This window comes from Mesorhizobium sp. M0185 (assembly GCF_040322175.1).
GTDB lineage: Bacteria > Pseudomonadota > Alphaproteobacteria > Rhizobiales > Rhizobiaceae > Mesorhizobium.
Map to the genome: position 1 here is coordinate 115524 of NZ_JAMYSY010000010.1, position 15042 is coordinate 130565.

Genomic DNA, 15042 nt, shown 5'->3' on the forward strand with positions numbered 1-15042 from the left:
CGCTCGTCGCCGTGGCGTGCCTCACTTGCCGTATGACGCAAGGAACACCCGCACGCCGGCCGCGGCGTGCCGTCGAAGCTTCGCCGGTTTCGGAATCGACTCGTCACCCAACAGCATGGCCCTGTTCAATGGCTCGCCCATAATCAACCAATTGAACTGGGAAGCGGCGACGGCCGGATCATCGATCGCAAGCAGGCCGCGATCAGCCAAGCGCTCGAACAACACTGCCATCGCCGCAATTGCGCGCCCGGGTCCGCCATCGAAGAGCGCCTTTGCCAGTTCTGGGAAGCGGCCGACCTCGCCGATCACCAGACGGCGCAGCTGCATGACACGCGGCGTGAGCACCACGGTAAGCTGTCGGTACGCATAGCGCTGAAGATATTCGGCAACATCCTCGCCCTCAGCGAGGTCCGGCATTTCACTGTGGACCCGATCGCTGGCTCGATTGGTCACGCTGCTTACGATCTCCACGAACAGCGTCTCCTTGCCTGGAAAATTTTTATAGACGGTCTGCTTCGACACCGCCGCAAGCGCTGCGATCTCATCCATACTGGTGGCCAGATAGCCTTTTTGCAGAAACACCTCTGTCGCCGCATCGAGGATGGCCCGCCGCTTTTGTGCCGATCGGCCCTGCTCGTCGAGTTCTTGTGAAACACCTGCTGAGGGCGTCCTGGTCATGCCCCTGGCGCCTGCGCTGCTAATTGACTCATAGTACTGGACCGTCTAGTTTGATTTGAGCCGGGATGCAATGGGGAGAGATCGACAATGCACATCCAGTTCGCGGAGCTTCCGGTGTTCGACCAGGAACGCGCCAAGGCATTCTACATCGATCACCTGAACTGCCGCGTCGTCGCCGATCAGCCAATGGGCAATGATGGGTGGCGATGGATCGAACTCGGATTTCCAGGTGCCGAAACCACCCTCCACTTCCTAAGGCGCAAGGACGAAACACCATCTGAGGAGCCCGTCCTCGTGCTGGTTGACAACGAAATCGAAGTCACCGTTCAGAGACTCAAATCGCGAGGCGCCGAGATCATAGCAGAACCGCGCCTTGCGCCATGGCAACCGGGGCGCTCGATCGCGGAATTTCGGGACAGCGAGGGCAATCGCATGATGATCACCAGCAGATGACGCACTCACCTATCATGACCGCAACTTGCTCTTGCGGTGGCGTCGAACTCAAAGCCTTTGGCAGGCCGATCGTGAGCAGTGCCTGCTACTGCGACGACTGCCGGAAGGGAGCTGATCAGATCGAAGCTTTGCCAGGTGCTGGCGCCATACGCGATCCCGATGGCGGCACCGCATACATCCTCTATCGAAAGGACCGCATCGAGTGCTCCAAGGGGGCCGAATTGCTGAGGGGTTACAAGCTTAAGGAAACTTCAGCCACGAATAGGGTCATCGCCATGTGCTGCAATTCAGCGATGTTAATGAACTTCGATAGAGGTCCGCATTGGGTCTCGGCATACAGAGCGCGGTTTCACGGAGAACTCCCGCCACTGCAGCTGCGGATTTGCACTAAGTTCAAGTCGGACAGCGATGTCATTCCTGACGACGTGCCGAGCCACCGGGGTTATCCTCTAGGGTTCGTCGTTAAACTTTTGGCATCGCGCGTGGCGATGTTGCTAGGTCGATAAACCGGCCGCCAGCCTGCGCGATAAGACATTCAGATAGGTGCGCAAATCGGATACAGCCTTGCCGCTCAGGGTTCAGGCCTGAACGAATTTCTGTAGGCGATCCGCCACGATCAGCCCTGCCCGGCTGTTCAAGTGCACGCCGTCGGTGTGAAATAGCCAGCCATTTACGCGGGCGACATCATCCGGACGCTGCCGCAGCACCAGTACGCGAAAAGCATCGCGATAGAATGGAAGAAAGTTGAACGCCGTGTAGGCCCGGCCAGGCGAGGCGCGAACCGCCTCGGTGAGCGCCTCAGGGGACATAGCCGCAGCGTTCCTCGTGCGCGATGGCCGCCACGATCGCAGAATATTCCTTGATCCGCCGGTTGAGCTCGCTCTGGAACGGGTCGTCCGAATCCGGCGCTTCTCCTATCGGAGGGAGCGAGCAAAGGCCGATGTCCGCCGCCGTCTCGCGCTTCAGCCTGCGTGCTATCTCGGCCAGATTCTCGTGGAACCAATCGGGCGAAGGCGTGCGGGGCAGACGCTTCCAAAACGTAAAGAATCGCCGCACTTTGCGTGACACGAGCGTGAGAACATCATTCCCGCCGACCCAGACGATGACCTTGTCGGGACGACAGGCGAGCACATCCGGCAACCGCTGCAGCGCGTTGTAGGCCAAGTCGCCGCCGACGCCAAAATTCCGGAACTCAAATTGCCCGTTGCCCGGCCGCCGGCGGAGCTCCGCGATCCAATCGAATGCCTGGCCCTTGCCCGCCGTGCTGCTCGATCCGAGGCACGCCACGATTTTTCGTTGAGAATTCACCAGCGTGACTCCGCCAAGCCAGAGTGAGAAATCGTCGCCTTATGCTCTTCCCAAAACGGCTGGCCAAGGCGTGAGCGTCAAGTCGGACTCCGAGGCGTTTCCAACGACCCACGGGCAGGCATAATAGTCTTCGATGCGGTCGATGACGCGACCGGCGACATGGACACGAACCGGCCACGCGACCTGCCACTGGTCGCCTCGCTGGAAAAGCACGAGGAGGACGGGTTCTCCGTCGATCGTCCCCAACTCCATGGTCCACGTCTCCGGGTTTCGCTCGTATTCGACGAAATAGGGAGAGCTTCTGAGCAGGCCGTCATAGCAATCGGCGACCCGCAACCGGGCATCGGCGCTGGTCAGGCCCCGCACGCCATCCCAGTCATGGCGGTTGAAGAGGTCAACATAGCGCTGCAAGAGCCGCGCGGTGTCGGGATCCAGCGGGCGGCTCGGTTCACCGACAGGTTCCGCGGGCAAGCCGGCGAGCTTCGCACGTCCACGGGAGAGCGCGGATTTGACGCCGCCAACCGTCGAGCCCACGAGTTCCGCGGTCTCTTCCAGCGAATAGTCGAACACATCCTTCAGGAGCACGCAGGCGCGCTCCTTGGGCGGCAGGTGACCGACCAGCCGTTCGACGGCGCGATGGGCATCAGTGGTCGCTGGCTCTGCAGCGATGACGCCGATGTCGTCCGAATAGGCGCTTTCCGCTCGCTCGCGCGCATGGCGCCGCCTCACAAAGTCAATGCAGCGATTGTGAGCGATGCGAAACAACCAGGGTTTTAGCCTGCGGGGATCATCGAGGGTCTCGATCTTCGTGTAGGCCTCGAACAGCGTCTCCTGCATGAGATCCTCGCCGTCGAGCCGCGAGCCGGTCATGCGAGTGCAATAGCGATGCAGTTGCGCGCGGACGCCCCACACTGTCTCGAGGAAGGCTCGATACTGCGCGTCGAACAGGCCGGTCGGTCGCTCGGGCATGTCCTTCAGCTGCCACATCTTGGTTTCAATTTGCCAGTCATGCGACCTCCTGACCTTCAGCGCGTATTGCCGCGGTTGCGGCCAGACCAAGCTTGGGCGAACCCATTGTGCCAACCGCGCGATCGCGTCGTCGGCTTCGGGAGCACGCCCAGCCATCATCTGGAACGAGTGCAGCATCCCCGGAAATACGTCCAGGCGCACCTCGACGCCGGCGGCCCTCGCACGGTCGGCGAGCGCTCGGCTGTCGTCCACGAGGGTTTCGTCTTCGCCCGCCTGCAAATAGATCGGCGGCAGGCCCTTGAGATCGGCAAAGATCGGGCTGGCGAGCGGATGTCGGACATCGACCCCACCGAGGACTTGCGACGCGAGCATGTCCACGCTGGCCTTCTGGAAGAAGGCGTCCTTCTCGCGGTTGCTTTCGTAGGAGTGCCCGCTCGCCGACAGATCATACCAGCCAGAGATGCTGAGGATCGCGGCCGGCAGCGGCCGTCCCGCATCGCGGAGTTTCATCGCCGCCGCAACGATCAGGCCAGCACCAGCGGAATCGCCTGCAGCTATGGTGTGCTTCGGCGCGACACCCTGCTCGGCGAGCCATTCGAACGCGGTCACGGCCTGCTCGATTTGGCGCGGAAACTTGCTCTGGAAAACGTAGTCGTACGTAGCGAGCAGAGCGTAACAGCCGATCGCCTTAGCAAGGTGTCCGACCATCTTGCGATGGGTCCAGATCGATCCGCCGACATAGCCACCGCCGTGCAGGTAAAGCATGACCCGGTCTTTGGCCGCCGTTTTTGGCTGAACCCACAGCGCGGTCTTGTCGCCGACGTTCGTCTCGACGTAATCGACGCCGCCCGGTTCTGCCGTCAAAACGGACCACTCGGATGCTTCCTGTGGCGATTCTCGACCGCTGCGAAAAGCCTCCGCGAGCGTTTCGTAGTGTATCTTGTTCGCTAGGCTCTGCTTGCTGTTCATTTGTCACGCTCCAATTCGTCCAGGAGGGCGATGTCAAGGATGACCGTGCCCATGAACAGCTAAGACGGATGAACCCAGCGAAAGGATACATGGCCGGCAGATGCAACGCCTCGCCGGTGGCAGTTGCCGCGGACCCCGGTTGTCAAACCCAGCAAGGCTAGGCTGCTCCACCCTTCTCTGTGGGACGTTCGTTCCAGACATTCGCCGATCGGCCAGATGCTTCGTCTATGCCGTCGCCGGGTGGCCGGGGGCTGGGACTATTGACTATTATTGCCGAGCCAACATCGCCTTAAACATGCTGCTCTATCCTCTTCTACTCCGCAGTACTCCTTGTCACTCCCACTCGATTGTGCCTGGCGGTTTGCTCGTCACGTCATAGACGACGCGGTTGATGCCGCGCACCTCGTTGATGATGCCGGTGGCGGCGGCGCCCAGGAATGCCATGTCGTGACGGTAGATATCCGCGGTGCTGCCATCTACCGATGGTGACGCTTTCGGCGCGTATGCGCGTACATACCGATAAGGGCAGCGGTCACGAGCCGCGCTGTCCCCACGGGCATTGCTCTACCTGCGCCCTTCAAAGAAAAGGAGCATTGTGACGGGGCTTGGCTATAGATGCTGTAGCATTGATCTAATGCGATTTATCGCAGCATCGACACCTTGCCTAGGCAGACTTTCAACCTTGTAAAATGAAAGGAACGTAAGCGAGGCTTGAGGAGCACAGGTATTCAGAATAGCTGTCTTGAGAACACGCCGCACTGGCCGCCTGAGGATCAGCCAATCGACCCACCAAGGTGAGCCCAAAGTTGTTATTGCAACCACCTTCCTTAACTGGCGAAGTCGCGGTTGTATGGCACCAAGATCGCCTGCGTGATCGTATGCAATACCAGGCACCCATACCCTGTCGAACCAGCCCTTCAATATAGCTGGAGGTCCGAACCACCACGTGGGAAAAATCAAGACGATAGTCTCGGCCCAGAGAAGATCCTCAATCTCTTTAGCTACCTCTGTAGTCTCGAATCCGGAATAGTAGCTCGCGCGCTCCGCCGGTGTAAGAGCCGGGAAGAAGCCAGATCGATACAGATCAACATGTCGGCACTGGTGTTTCGCATCCATCAGGGTGTCGATAGCTGCGTTCGAAAGCGTTTGGCAAAGGCTTGGATTGAGTGGATGAGCCGTGACAATCAAACATCGCATACCAATATTTTGAATCCTCCCCAATTTGGTTGCGCTGCGCGTCATCATTCGTGCGGCGCGGTGCTCGGGCAAAGCTTCTCATGCCAATCATGGATTTCGAAATAGCTGTACGCGCCACAGTCTTCAAAGAGCAATTGTTTTTCGACGCCGAGAATGGCCCTTCTACAGCGGTACGCTCGAGACAGCGCCATCGGCGACCTGCCAGCCGTCAGTCGCGCGATATGGACAGCCCCGCGAGAAGCGGAGCGTACGCGGCTAGCCTGCGGGATACGAACTCCGTGAAGAGCCGCACGCGCTTCGTCTTGCGTGTCTCCCCCACCGTGAGAAGCCAGAGCGTTCCGTACATGTGCAGGTCGGTGCCCGGCACCCTCACCAGTAGGGGGTCGGCATCTCCGACGAAGCAGGGCAGTGTCGTGATCCCGAGCCCTTGCCGTACAGCAACGATCTGCGCCTCGGCGTCCGTGGTCCTGAAGGGAACCCCGGTGGTGCGAACCTCACCCTCGCTGGCCCATTCCGGAATTCCATGAATGCTTATGACGATCCACCGGATGGGATCAGGCGCGCCCGCACGCCACGCGGCTAGTCGATCGCAGGACATGTAGATGCCGCCGAACAGCTCCGGTCCCTTCAGGCCGTGAAGATTGAGCGGCAGGGTTTTGCGGTCGTAGACGACGCGGATCGCGACGTCGGCCTCTCGGTTGGTCAGATTTGCCAGCTCGCCGGACGACAAGATTTCCATCTCGATGTCCGGATGCAGACGCGCGAAATCGGCGAAGTCCGGCATGAGCAGATGTGTCGCGAGGGGCGGCGCCAGCGTCACCCGCAGAAGCCCGCGAACGCTCTGGTCGCGCCCCAAGACGCGCGTCTCCAGCTGGTGCGACGACGCTTCCATCTGGTTCGCGAGCTCGAGGACCTCCTCGCCCGCAGCCGTCAGGCGGTAGCCCGAAGGCAGCTTTTCGAACATGTGCGCCCCGAGGCGTTCCTCGAGCTGGGCGATGCGTCGCAGCACGGTCGAGTGATTCACCCCGAGGCGCTCGGCGGCGGCCCGCACCGAGCCTCCGCGCGCGACAGCAAGAAAGTAGCGAACGTCATCCCAGTCGATCATGGTGCAATCCCGCACCGCGCGGTGCGCCTTCCAAAGCCCGTATCTAACACATCGAACAGCAGTACGGGCGTTCATCATAGCCTATGTCGACGAGTGCGGCCCAATTCCGAACGGCGGACACCGATCGTCGCGGCTGGCGTCAGTTGTCCAACCGGATCGATTTCGCACCACCGATGTGCGCGCTTCCGCACTCAACAACTGACGCCGGCGGACCCATTTCGAGGCTCTCGGGGGCAGATGCTGTCCCGACACCACGAAAGGAGAAGTCATGGGAAAGCTTGAGGGTAAGGTTGCAGTCATCACGGGTGGATCGAGCGGCATGGCGCTGGCGAGCGCCAAGCGGTTCGTTGAAGAAGGCGCCTATGTTTTTATCACGGGCCGGAGACAGGAGGCGCTGGACGAGGCCGTCAAGCTGATCGGCCGGAACGTGACCGGCGTGCGCGGCGACGCGGCCAATCTCGACGACCTCGACCGCCTGTTCGATACAGTCAAGCGGGAAAAGGGCAGGATCGACGTCCTGTACGCGAGCGCCGGCACAGGCGAAGCCGTCCCACTGGGCGAGATTACCGAGCAGCACTTCGATGCGGCCTTCGGCCTGAATACGCGCGGCACGCTGTTTACGGTTCAGAAGGCGTTGCCGCTGTTCAACGATGGCGGATCGATCTTCATGACCGGGTCAGTTGCTTCGGTGAAAGGTTTTCCTGGTTACAGCGTGTATGCGGCGAGCAAGGCGGCGCTGCACGCATTCGCACGCGGGTGGCTCAACGAACTCAAGGGCAGGAATATCCGGGTGAACGTGCTGCACCCGGGGCCGATCGCCACACCGATGCAGGACCAAGTCCTCACCGAGGAGGCGAAGCAGATGTTCGAATCCCTGATCCCGCGGGGAAAGATGGGGCGTCCTGAGGAAATTGCGACGGCCGCGCTGTTTCTTGCTTCCGACGATTCGAGCTTCGTGAATGGGGTGGAGTTATCCGTCGATGGCGGCTTCTCGGCCATCTGAAATCGCGCCGGATCGCGGGAAGCGGCTGACCGGCGGGAACTAGCGTGTCCATGGTGGAACGACCACGCAAAGGTCGCCACACAGCGCAACGAATAACCCAGCGCCGTTGAAGGCCGGGGAAATCAATACCAACACGGATCGGAGAAGATCATGAGCTACGCAATTGTAGGATTCGGTAAGATAGGTCAGGCCCTCGCCCACGCCTTCGCCCGTAGAAACATCGACGTGGCCGTCGCGAGCCGCCGGCCGCCCGAGGCGTCGGCGCCGCAGGCTCGGGCGATTGGACCCACGGTCGTCGCCAAGTCGCTGCGGGATGCACTCGAGGCCGACACAATCATCTTGGCGGTCCCGTTCGGGGAGCATCGCGAGGTTGCGAAGGCTCTGCCGAGCTGGGAAGGCAAGACAGTCATCGAGGCGATGAACGCGTTTCCAGTGCCTGAAGAGCTGGACGGCCTCCCGTCCTCCGCCTTCGTCGCGAAGGCGTTCACCGGCGCCAAGTTTCGTGAAAGGTTTCAATCACCTGGTTGCGGCCACCCTGGCTGCCGATCCGATCGTCGAGGGCGGCCACCGGGTCGTCTTTCTGTCGAGCGACGACGAGGACGCGATCGCTCCCGTGGCGGCCTTGGCCAAACAACTCGGGTTCGCACCCGTCAAGCTGGGAAAGCTCAACGAGGGTGGCGCGCTGGTGCACGCGCGCGGCCGCACTTGGGGCCAGCTCATCTTCCAGGATTTGTTCAAGAAGGAGCAGTAATCGATGTACGACCATGTGACTTGGCCCGAGCGATATGATCCGAAAACGTCGGCCATCTACGCACTCAACGACATTGACGTGAAGGCGCCGCCTGACGCGGTCTGGAAGCTGCTCGTCGAAGCCGAGAATTGGTCGAGCTACTTTCCCGCCGAGGATCAGGTCAAGATTCTGACGGGGGAGCCGGAACTGGCGCTCGGAACGCGATACAGCCGTGTGACGGTTGGATTTCCGATGAGTCTGGTCGTGACGGAATGCGAGCCCCTTCGCAGGCTCGCATGGGCGACGACAGTTGATGGCGACGAGACCGGCTCAAGCGCATACCATGGCTGGGTCATCACGCCTACGGACCATGGCTGCCATGTGCTGACCGAGGAAACGCAGCAGGGCCCCTTCTTCCTCGATGAACTCGGGCGCAAACATCCCGGCGCACTCTACCGGTATCACCAAGACTGGGTCGAAAGCCTCGCCCACGCAGCGGAGGCGGAAACAGCGAAGACGACAGTGGATTGATTGCGCTTCCTATTTAATTTTGGAGATGAATGAGATGAATATCGAACTCAAAGGCCGCAAGGCCATTGTTACCGGATCCACCGCCGGTATCGGCCGCGCGACGGCGGAGGGGTTGGCGCGTGCCGGTGCATCGGTCGTCGTCAACGGCCGTGGAAACGCTCGGGTCGATGAGGCGGTGCGGCAGATGCGGCAGGCCTTCCCCGGCAGCGACATCTCGGGTATCGCCGCTGATCTTGCGACAGCGGAGGGGGCAAAGGCCTTGATCGCGCATGCGCCGGACGCCGATATCCTTGTGAACAACGTCGGTACAGCACACATCCGGAGCTACAACGGCGTCGAGGATATCGCAAATATCCCCGATGAGGACTGGCTTGACCTCTTCCAGTTGAACGTAATGAGTGGCGTGCGCGCGAGCCGTCATTACCTGCCGCGGATGGTGGCGAAAGGCTGGGGCCGCGTCGTGTTCATAAGTAGCGAATCCGCAGTCAACGTCCCTAAGGAAATGCTCGACTATGGCATGACCAAGACCGCTCAACTCGCGGTCTCACGCGGGCTTGCCGAGGCGGTCGCGGGCACGGGCGTCACCGTCAACGCCGTCCTGCCGGGACCTACCCGCTCTGAGATCCTGGGCAACTTCATGGCGAAACAGGCTGACGCAAATGGAATCACGCAGCACGAAGCCGAGCAGGGCTTCCTGCAGGCGATGCGTCCGACGAGCCTCATCCACCGCTTCGCGACCACCGATGAGGTGGCCAACATGATCATCTACACCTGCTCGGAGCAGGCTTCGGCGACCACCGGCGCGGCTTTGCGGGTGGATGGTGGCGTGGTCCGCTTCGTCGCGTAGCAGGACGACCAAATTGTTCCGTTCGCCAACTCGGGTCCGCTATCGGCCAAGCTGCTGAAGCATGGCACGCTTAAGTCTACAGGGATCTGCCGCACGGCATGCGCACGATCCACGCATTGCGGGAGCACTCTGAAACTATGCGAGGCACGAGAACGTATTCAGCTACGGCGCCGTCCCCGCTGTGCTCGGCGGCCGTGCGCTCGTCTCGTTGGTCCCGCCCCGGGGCTTAGACCATGATACAAATCCACGGAACATGATGTCTATTGTCCGAGGAATTGGATCGGCGCTCCAATCCCAATCCAAAGCATGTGCTGTGAACGGCGCGGTATATCGATCCCTTTGAGCCTCTCTACACATAATCGAAGGTCTATCGCCGACCTGCAAAACGGCTGCTTGTTCTTGCAGAATCGCCCGCGAACTATCGCCTCCTATCGTTGACCAACAATTTCCGAATATATCCGACAGTACTCCAACCTACTCTACCGTACGCCCCATCATTCCCACTCGATTATTTTAAGTCTAGTTAGGCCATTGATATAGCTAGGTTTTTTATTCGTTGCCGCGCAAGAAGCCGACCCATGGGCCGTCAAAACGTTACAGTCTTGATTTCAAAGGGAAAAATAGCACGAAAATTTTTTGTGCGGTTTCGGCATCTATCGAAGTCGATCGCCTTTCCGGACCCACTTTGGGCAACTCAGGTGGGTTTCACAGCGAACGAAGAAAGTACCGTCACCAACTTTCATAGCACAGCGCGCGCCACAACGCGACCCGCCGCGGCAGCGTCATCCAAGCGCCATCCCTCTCCGTTTGTAGGTGAACTGGATACCGCTGGCAGTGCAAACTGGACACTCCCGGCAGTATAAACTGGACACCTCAAGACCCACTCGCTCCGAGGGCGCGACAGCACGGTTCAAGGTGCAATGTCGCGCCCTCACTTGCTGAACTTCTTCCCGGGAGGGGGCCGGGGGAGGTTGAATAGCCTGTGGGTCTTTTGGGACCGTTTGCGGACCGGCCTGAGCCTAGGAATCGTTTTGCTCAACTGCCCCTTCGAGACGGCTGACCGGCCAAAGACGCCCCTCAGGGGAGAGGGGGCCCGCGTTCCGTGGCACCGGCCCGCAACCTTCAGAATATGATAGCCCGCGGCAACCGGAGAAGGGAATCTGTGCTCTCAAACCAGCATCGACTGCTGGGAGAAGATGCCCGCCATCGCGCCGTGCGATGATGCCGTGGTGACCGAGGGCATGAGGGGGTTGGCGAGGTCGCCGGCGGCGTAGATGCCGGGCATGCTGGTTTCGCGGCGCTCGTCGACCTTGAGGGCGATGCCGAGGGGCGTATCGACCGTGGCGAGGCCCAGCGATTCATGCAGGCTTGCGGACGGCTTGTTGCGCGGATGCGCGAACAGGATGTCGACCGCGACATTGGGGCCGGTATCGAGATTGACGGTGGCGAGATGGCCCCCGTGATGGGCGATCTCGGTGATCCGGCCATCGACGACAGGTATGTTACGACGCGCGAGATCGGCCCGGATATCGGGCGGAATGTCGTGACCATCGGCGAAGAGCGTCAACCTGTCGGTCCAATCGTGGAACAGCCTGACAGACTGGTGCGACTGCGGGCCGGACCAGACGAGGCCCCAATGCTGGCCGGCGACTTCAAAGCCGTCGCAATAGGGGCAGGGCACGATGGACGTGCCCCAGCCTTCGGCAAAGCCCGGAACATCAGGCATCTGGTCGGCGACGCCATAGCTCAGGATCAGGCGGCGCGCCCCAAGGCTTTCGCCATCGCCAGTGAGGACGGAGAAATCGTCGACGGCGCCGGAGACGCTGTCGGCCCGGGCATTGACCAGCCTGATCGTGGGATAGCGCGCCAGCTGCTGCCGCGCCTCGGCCAGGATGTCCAGCGGTGGCTTGTGATCGTGGCCGAGCAGACCATGTGAATGGCCGGCGAAGCGGTTGCGCGGCAGGCCGGTATCGAGAACGGTGACCTTGCGGCGGGCACGGCCGAGCTGCAGGGCGCCGGCGAGACCGGCAAAGCTGCCGCCGATGATGATGACGTCATCCATGGTGATGGGCTCCGTGTCGTGGATGGAGGTTGGGCTGGGCCTGGCGCGCAATATCGTCCACCGATACGCGCTCGACACCGGCAGCTAGCAGGGCTTCGGCCTCTGCGAGAAAGTCGCCCATCTGTGTTGACCGGCCGGACAATGCCGCATTCGATATCGCCGGGCGGCCCGGGGAAACTTGATTTGGACAACAGGTTGAAACCTACCCACTGGCTTGCACATTTCCGATACTACATGGTATCGTAATGCATGAATTAGGATACTGTCAAGTACTGGAATTGTCGTGACCGTAAACAGCCAGGGCCGGCGCGGCCGGCCCGCCAACGAGGCGCTTGGCCAAACGATAGTCGACGCCGCGTGCGAACTCTTTGTGGAATTGGGTTTTCAAGCGACGACATTGGACAAGGTCGCCCAGCGGGCGAAGATATCCAAGCTCAGCATCTATCGGCACTTCGAGAACAAGGAGGCGCTGTTCAGCGCGGCCATCGCGACCCGCTGCCATCAGTTTGCACCACAGGCCCTTTTTGAAGGCGTCGACGGTTCGGCCGAAGATCAGCTCATGGCGGTGGGATCATCCCTGCTTCGCACGCTGTTGAGCTCGGACGTCCGCAGTGTCGAAGCCATGATCATGGCCGACAAGACGAATCAAAGGTCGTTAAGCAAGCTCCATTACGAAGCCGGCCCCGCCCATGTCATCGCCCAAATCGAGGCCCTGTTGCGTCAGTTGCACGCGAAGGCGGTTCTGAACGTGCCCGATCCTCTCCGGTCCGCCCGCTTGTTTGCCGCGCTTTTCAAAGGATCCGATCTCCCGATTATCGCACGCTTCGATCAGGCGAGAGCAGAGGACGACAACGAAATCGAATCCTATTGCCGGTCGGCCGTCGCCATGTTCATCGCCGCGCACGGTGGCAACGACCACGCGGGCGGATAAGCATTTGATTGCTCCGGGCAGCTTGGCCGGGACCGTGGTCCAGGCGCTTCGTTATATTGGGCCGGCGTTATATTGGGCCGGCGCGCGCGGCCGAGCTTGCACAGATCGCGGCACCTCATCTTTCTCCCAACGATAAAAAGACGCTCGCATCTACCGCGGTCCAAGCTCCCGCCTGGATGCGGTCGACGCTTCTCTCCATCGCAGATCCGGCAGCAGTCGGGACAACATTTGATAGGTGATGCGACGGTGCCATCCGACGATATGCGATCGGGTCCGGAACATCGATCGGTACCGCAGCCAAAGCTGAAACTATGTATGTCGATAACTAAAGTACCGTCAGCGCGGAAATGTCATGCTACGGGGCATTTTCGTTATATATTTCAAAGCGTTGACACACAGAAAAAGTACCGTCAAACCCTAAAAACGAATGACGGTACTTTTTAGAATGCTCTGTCGGATACGAAAAACACCGTCAAAAGTACCGTCAGAGTGATCTGCTACAAGCTGCGAGCCGCGCCAGGCGCTCCGATAAACTTAACGATTTCAATGACTTGATAGATTTGTCAATTCCATTGATAATGTGCCCTGGCTAGCAGTCTGCCCTGCCCGCAAATCATTGTATTTTCTGCGAAATACTACGCTAGGGCCGCCTATCATCGCCGTTTCCCTCACTCCCACTCGATGGTGCCTGGCGGTTTGCTCGTCACGTCGTAGACGACGCGGTTGATGCCGCGTACCTCGTTGATGATGCGGGTGGCGGCTGCTCCCAGGAATTCCATGTCGTAATGGTAGAAGTCGGCCGTCATGCCGTCGACCGAGGTGACGGCTCGCAGCGCGCAGACGAATTCGTAGGTGCGGCCGTCGCCCATCACGCCGACGGTCTGCACCGGCAGCAGCACGGCGAAGGCCTGCCAGATGGCGTCGTAGAGGCCGGCCTTGCGGATCTCGTCGAGATAGATGGCGTCGGCCTCGCGCAGGATCTCCAGCTTTTCGCGGGTGATGCCGCCCGGACAGCGGATGGCGAGACCGGGACCGGGGAACGGATGCCGGCCAATGAAGCTGTCGGGCAGGCCGAGCTCCTTGCCGAGCGCCCTCACCTCGTCCTTGAACAATTCGCGCAGCGGCTCGACCAGCTGCATGTTCATGCGTTCGGGCAAGCCGCCGACATTGTGATGCGACTTGATGGTCACCGACGGGCCGCCGCTGAAAGAGACGCTTTCGATGACGTCGGGATAGAGGGTGCCTTGTGCCAGGAAATCGGCGCCGCCGAGCTTCTCGGCCTCCTCCTCGAACACTTCGATGAACAGCCGCCCGATGGTCTTGCGCTTCTTCTCGGGGTCCGACTCGCCCTCGAGCGCGCCGATGAAACGGTCCGCAGCGTCGACCAGGATCAGCGGCAGATTGTAATGCTGGCGAAACATCTCCACCACGCCTGATGCCTCGTCCTTGCGCATCAGACCGTGGTCGACAAGGATGCAGGTGAGCTGGTCGCCGATCGCCTCGTGGATCAGCAAGGCCGCGACCGAGGAATCGACGCCGCCCGACAGCGCGCAGATCACCTTGCCCTTGCCGACCTGCTTGCGGATCGTCTCGACCGCGTGCTCGCGGTAGGCGCGCATCGTCCAGTCGCCTTCGATGCCGGCGATGTTGTGGACGAAGTTGCGGAGCAGCCTGGCGCCGTCCGGCGTATGCACCACTTCGGGGTGGAACATGAGGCCGTACATTTTGCGCTCGACATTGCCGAAGATGGCGAAGGGCGAGCCCTCCGATTTTCCGAGCACCTCGAACCCCTTGGGCAGGGAGATAACGCGGTCGCCATGGCTCATCCACACCTGATGGCGCTGGCCGGGCGCCCACAGGCCCTCGAACAGCGGGCTGTCCTTGGCGATCTCGACGAAGGCGCGGCCGAATTCGCGGTGGTCGGAGCTTTCGGCGACGCCGCCCATCTGCACGCACATCGCCATCTGGCCATAGCAGATGCCGAGCACCGGCACGCCGGCATCGAAGACGATCTGCGGCGCGCGCGGGCTGCCGATGTCGCCGGTCGAGGCCGGGCCGCCGGACAGGATCACCGCCCTCGGATTGATGCGCTTGAACGCCGCCTCGGCCGACTGGAAGGGCACGATCTCGGAAAAGACGCCGGCCTCGCGGATGCGGCGGGCGATCAGCTGGGTGAACTGGCTGCCGAAATCGACAATCAGGACGGTGTCGGGATGATTGGCTGTTTTCATGGCGAGCGTTTAGAGAAAGAAACGAGTC

Annotated in this window: 14 protein-coding genes and 3 pseudogenes; 8 read left to right on the top strand and 9 right to left on the bottom strand. The window is 60.9% G+C overall.

Going from position 1 to position 15042, the window contains the following annotated elements:
- Positions 1 to 21: 21 nt before the first annotated feature.
- Positions 22 to 678 (bottom strand): TetR/AcrR family transcriptional regulator, encoded by a 657-nt coding sequence (locus NKJ20_RS10975; RefSeq protein ID WP_352450997.1) that lies wholly within the window; start codon positions 676 to 678, stop codon positions 22 to 24.
- Between the two features lie 87 nt (positions 679 to 765).
- Between NKJ20_RS10975 and NKJ20_RS10980 the strand changes: the two genes are divergently transcribed.
- On the top strand, positions 766 to 1131 hold the full coding sequence (locus tag NKJ20_RS10980; protein ID WP_352450996.1) for a VOC family protein: 366 nt from the start codon (positions 766 to 768) through the stop codon (positions 1129 to 1131).
- Between the two features lie 14 nt (positions 1132 to 1145).
- On the top strand, positions 1146 to 1637 hold the full coding sequence (locus NKJ20_RS34135) for a GFA family protein (protein ID WP_502894794.1): 492 nt from the start codon (positions 1146 to 1148) through the stop codon (positions 1635 to 1637).
- Between the two features lie 72 nt (positions 1638 to 1709).
- On the opposite strand, the gene NKJ20_RS10985 is transcribed toward NKJ20_RS34135, so the two are convergent.
- The 6 genes and pseudogenes from NKJ20_RS10985 to NKJ20_RS11010 all read right to left on the bottom strand — a co-directional run bounded on the left by NKJ20_RS10985 (position 1710) and on the right by NKJ20_RS11010 (position 6679).
- Complete coding sequence (locus NKJ20_RS10985) at positions 1710 to 1940, bottom strand: hypothetical protein (RefSeq protein ID WP_352744012.1); 231 nt, start codon at positions 1938 to 1940, stop codon at positions 1710 to 1712.
- The gene (locus NKJ20_RS10990; RefSeq protein WP_352744013.1) at positions 1930 to 2439 is read right to left on the bottom strand and encodes an SGNH/GDSL hydrolase family protein; all 510 of its coding nucleotides are present in this window, start codon (positions 2437 to 2439) and stop codon (positions 1930 to 1932) included. The genes NKJ20_RS10985 and NKJ20_RS10990 overlap by 11 nt, the downstream gene beginning before the upstream one ends.
- 39 nt (positions 2440 to 2478) lie before the next feature.
- Positions 2479 to 4377, bottom strand: a complete 1899-nt coding sequence (locus NKJ20_RS10995; protein ID WP_352744014.1) for a sigma-70 family RNA polymerase sigma factor — start codon at positions 4375 to 4377, stop codon at positions 2479 to 2481.
- A 333-nt stretch (positions 4378 to 4710) separates the two neighbouring features.
- Positions 4711 to 4878: pseudogene (locus NKJ20_RS11000) on the bottom strand (GMP synthase (glutamine-hydrolyzing)); the annotation flags it as partial.
- Positions 4879 to 4986: 108 nt separating this feature from the next.
- Positions 4987 to 5622, bottom strand: coding sequence for an NAD(P)H-dependent oxidoreductase (locus tag NKJ20_RS11005; RefSeq protein ID WP_352744015.1), 636 nt, complete (start codon positions 5620 to 5622; stop codon positions 4987 to 4989).
- 160 nt (positions 5623 to 5782) lie between these two features.
- Positions 5783 to 6679 carry a LysR family transcriptional regulator gene (locus NKJ20_RS11010; RefSeq protein ID WP_352450992.1) on the bottom strand — a complete coding sequence of 299 codons (897 nt, stop codon included), beginning with the start codon at positions 6677 to 6679 and terminating at the stop codon, positions 5783 to 5785.
- Between the two features lie 268 nt (positions 6680 to 6947).
- Between NKJ20_RS11010 and NKJ20_RS11015 the strand changes: the two genes are divergently transcribed.
- The 5 genes and pseudogenes from NKJ20_RS11015 to NKJ20_RS11035 all read left to right on the top strand — a co-directional run.
- Positions 6948 to 7682, top strand: coding sequence for an SDR family NAD(P)-dependent oxidoreductase (locus tag NKJ20_RS11015; protein ID WP_023676197.1), 735 nt, complete (start codon positions 6948 to 6950; stop codon positions 7680 to 7682).
- Between the two features lie 150 nt (positions 7683 to 7832).
- Positions 7833 to 8433 (top strand): annotated as a pseudogene (locus tag NKJ20_RS11020) (NADPH-dependent F420 reductase).
- 3 nt (positions 8434 to 8436) lie between these two features.
- Entirely contained in the window at positions 8437 to 8943 is a 507-nt protein-coding gene (locus tag NKJ20_RS11025) for an SRPBCC domain-containing protein (protein ID WP_352744016.1), read from the top strand.
- A 34-nt stretch (positions 8944 to 8977) separates the two neighbouring features.
- A complete protein-coding gene (locus tag NKJ20_RS11030; protein ID WP_352450989.1) occupies positions 8978 to 9790 on the top strand; it encodes an SDR family NAD(P)-dependent oxidoreductase in 813 nt (270 codons plus the stop codon).
- 3 nt (positions 9791 to 9793) lie between these two features.
- Positions 9794 to 9906 (top strand): annotated as a pseudogene (locus NKJ20_RS11035) (alpha/beta fold hydrolase); the annotation flags it as partial.
- A gap of 1052 nt (positions 9907 to 10958) precedes the next feature.
- Here NKJ20_RS11035 and NKJ20_RS11040 read toward each other — a convergent pair.
- Entirely contained in the window at positions 10959 to 11852 is an 894-nt protein-coding gene (locus NKJ20_RS11040; protein WP_352744017.1) for an NAD(P)/FAD-dependent oxidoreductase, read from the bottom strand.
- A gap of 283 nt (positions 11853 to 12135) precedes the next feature.
- Between NKJ20_RS11040 and NKJ20_RS11045 the strand changes: the two genes are divergently transcribed.
- Positions 12136 to 12783: a TetR/AcrR family transcriptional regulator gene (locus NKJ20_RS11045; protein WP_352450987.1), complete on the top strand. Its 648-nt coding sequence runs from the start codon at positions 12136 to 12138 to the stop codon at positions 12781 to 12783.
- Positions 12784 to 13451: 668 nt separating this feature from the next.
- Here the strand turns inward: NKJ20_RS11045 and guaA are convergent.
- Positions 13452 to 15014 (bottom strand): glutamine-hydrolyzing GMP synthase, encoded by a 1563-nt coding sequence (gene guaA, locus NKJ20_RS11055; protein WP_352744019.1) that lies wholly within the window; start codon positions 15012 to 15014, stop codon positions 13452 to 13454.
- Between the last annotated feature and the right edge of the window lie 28 nt (positions 15015 to 15042).

What these genes read in the sequence shown, in the direction of transcription:
- NKJ20_RS11025 (WP_352744016.1), top strand. Translation starts at nt 8,437, where the DNA reads ATGTACGACCATGTGACTTGGCCCGAGCGATATGATCCGAAAACGTCG.
- NKJ20_RS10975 (WP_352450997.1), bottom strand. Translation starts at nt 678, where the DNA reads ATGACCAGGACGCCCTCAGCAGGTGTTTCACAAGAACTCGACGAGCAG.
- NKJ20_RS10980 (WP_352450996.1), top strand. Translation starts at nt 766, where the DNA reads ATGCACATCCAGTTCGCGGAGCTTCCGGTGTTCGACCAGGAACGCGCC.
- NKJ20_RS11015 (WP_023676197.1), top strand. Translation starts at nt 6,948, where the DNA reads ATGGGAAAGCTTGAGGGTAAGGTTGCAGTCATCACGGGTGGATCGAGC.
- NKJ20_RS10995 (WP_352744014.1), bottom strand. Translation starts at nt 4,377, where the DNA reads ATGAACAGCAAGCAGAGCCTAGCGAACAAGATACACTACGAAACGCTC.
- guaA (WP_352744019.1), bottom strand. Translation starts at nt 15,014, where the DNA reads ATGAAAACAGCCAATCATCCCGACACCGTCCTGATTGTCGATTTCGGC.
- NKJ20_RS11010 (WP_352450992.1), bottom strand. Translation starts at nt 6,679, where the DNA reads ATGATCGACTGGGATGACGTTCGCTACTTTCTTGCTGTCGCGCGCGGA.
- NKJ20_RS11005 (WP_352744015.1), bottom strand. Translation starts at nt 5,622, where the DNA reads ATGATGACGCGCAGCGCAACCAAATTGGGGAGGATTCAAAATATTGGT.
- NKJ20_RS11040 (WP_352744017.1), bottom strand. Translation starts at nt 11,852, where the DNA reads ATGGATGACGTCATCATCATCGGCGGCAGCTTTGCCGGTCTCGCCGGC.
- NKJ20_RS34135 (WP_502894794.1), top strand. Translation starts at nt 1,146, where the DNA reads ATGACCGCAACTTGCTCTTGCGGTGGCGTCGAACTCAAAGCCTTTGGC.
- NKJ20_RS10985 (WP_352744012.1), bottom strand. Translation starts at nt 1,940, where the DNA reads ATGTCCCCTGAGGCGCTCACCGAGGCGGTTCGCGCCTCGCCTGGCCGG.
- NKJ20_RS11030 (WP_352450989.1), top strand. Translation starts at nt 8,978, where the DNA reads ATGAATATCGAACTCAAAGGCCGCAAGGCCATTGTTACCGGATCCACC.